The sequence below is a fragment of the Terrisporobacter sp. genome (assembly GCF_017888745.1).
GTDB lineage: Bacteria > Bacillota > Clostridia > Peptostreptococcales > Peptostreptococcaceae > Terrisporobacter.
Genome location: NZ_JAGHFM010000378.1, coordinates 1 through 2,148, shown reverse-complemented (window position 1 = coordinate 2,148; position 2,148 = coordinate 1). Strand labels below are relative to the sequence as shown.

Below are 2,148 nucleotides of genomic sequence, written 5' to 3'. Positions count from 1 at the left end.
GATTATCTATTATTTATAGAATTAATTTTTATATATAAGTCTAAAATTTTGATTATATATACATATTTTTTAATATTTAGATAACAATATTTAAATGAAGAAATATCTAGGAGGAATTAAGATGTCTGATAGAAAATTAACTTGCTCAGCAAGGGGCTGTGCACATAATTATGATGGTGAATGTAATGCTGGATATATTAATGTAAGGGGAAGTTCTGCTGTAACCACATCGGAAACTACTTGTTCATCTTTCTTTGATGATAGTATAGGACTTTTTACAAGTGCAATTACTTGTGGTAATAAGATAGATCCAGACGATATAATATGCGAAGCTTTAAATTGTATTTATAACAAAGGTAAATCTTGCTTAGCCGATAATGTTCATATAAATTCTAACTTTTCTTCTTGTGAAACTTTTAAGTGTAAATAATAACTTTAAAATAATTAATAAACTAAATATAATACTACTTTTAATAAAAAATTCGCTTCGCTCATGTCGCCAACGAATTCGTACGTTGCTCAAATTTATAAGTTTGGATTATAAATTATCAATAATTCATATAATTTATAATCCCTTAAAATATTAAAAAAGAGAGATTTTTTAATCTCTCTTTTTATTATGTAAAATATAAAATTATTTTATAATGTCTACACCCATATATTGTCTTAATGCTTCTGGAACTACTATAGATCCATCAGCTTGTTGGTAGTTCTCAAGTATAGCAGCAAAAGTTCTTCCTATAGCAAGACCTGAACCATTTAATGTATGGCAAAATTCAGCTTTAGAATTTTTATCTCTTTTGAATCTTATACCAGCTCTTCTAGCTTGGAAATCTTCACAGTTTGAACAAGAAGATATTTCAACATATCTATTGTAACTTGGCATCCATACTTCTAAGTCATATTTAAATGCAGCAGTAAAACCTAAATCTCCTGTGCATATTTTAACAACTCTATATGGAAGTCCTAATACTTGTAATAAATGTTCTGCATTAGCTGTTAGTTTTTCTAATTCATTGTAAGATTCTTCTGGAGCACATACTTTAACCATCTCAACTTTATTGAATTGGTGTTGTCTTACTAAGCCTCTAGTATCTCTACCTGCAGAACCTGCTTCTGATCTAAAGCATGGAGTTTGAGCAGTAAAGTTTAAAGGTAATTTTTCAAATGGTAATATTTCATTTGCAACTATATTTGTTAAAGGTACTTCTGAAGTTGGTATTAAGTAGTAATCTGTTCCTTCAACTTTGAACATATCTTCTCCAAACTTTGGTAATTGACCTGTTCCAAGGAATGAGTTACTATTTGCCATGAATGGTGGTATCATTTCTGTATATCCTTGAACTGTTGTATTTTCATTTAAGAAGAAGTTCATTATAGATCTTTCTAGTCTAGCACCTAAACCTCTATATAAAGTAAATCTTGATCCTGTTATTTTAGCAGCAGTTTCAAAATCTAATATTCCTAAATCAGTTCCTAGATCCCAGTGAGGTTTAAAATCAAAATCAAATTTTCTTGGTTCTCCCCATTTTCTAATTTCTACATTATCTTCATCAGTATCCCCTTGAGGAACGTTTACATTTGGAACATTTGGAATTCTAAGTAATCTATATTGTAATTCATCTTGAACATTTTTTACCTTTTCATCTAAACCTTTTATTTTTTCAGAAAGCTCTTTAAGTTTAACTTTTTCAGCTTCTGCTTCTTCTTTTTTTCCTTCTTTCATTAATTGAGGTATTTTCTTTTGCTCAATATTCATTTCGCTTTTTAAAGCCTCAACTTCTTTTAATAATTCTCTTCTTTGGTCATCTAATTCAACTACAGCATCAAGGTCAAATTCTCTTTCTCCCCTTCTATCCATAGCTTTTTTAATATCTTCTAGATTTTCTCTTATCCTTTTGATATCTAACATTTTCTTTCCTCCTACATTTTATCTACAAATTGAATTATGTATATTCCCTAAGAAATATAAAGGTATAAAGTATAATCAATCCATTTTAACTATATTTTAAGCATTAAGCATAATCTAGCTGGATCTCCAGCTCTTCTTTCACAAATCTTAGCTGGGATCTCGTGACCAGTAACTCTTCTTGCAGCTTCTATCATTTCTTTAACTGAAAATCCACTTCCATTTCCTAAGTTAAAAAT

At 29.1% G+C, this 2,148-nt stretch carries 2 protein-coding genes; one reads left to right on the top strand and one right to left on the bottom strand.

Features of this window, described 5'->3' with window-relative positions:
- Positions 1-121 precede the first annotated feature (121 nt).
- Positions 122-430 (top strand): DUF1540 domain-containing protein, encoded by a 309-nt coding sequence (locus J7G74_RS16200; protein WP_297137293.1) that lies wholly within the window; start codon positions 122-124, stop codon positions 428-430.
- A 204-nt stretch (positions 431-634) separates the two neighbouring features.
- Here the strand turns inward: J7G74_RS16200 and serS are convergent, their stop codons facing one another.
- Positions 635-1,912, bottom strand: coding sequence for a serine--tRNA ligase (gene serS / locus J7G74_RS16195; RefSeq protein WP_297137291.1), 1,278 nt, complete (start codon positions 1,910-1,912; stop codon positions 635-637).
- Positions 1,913-2,148 lie beyond the last annotated feature (236 nt).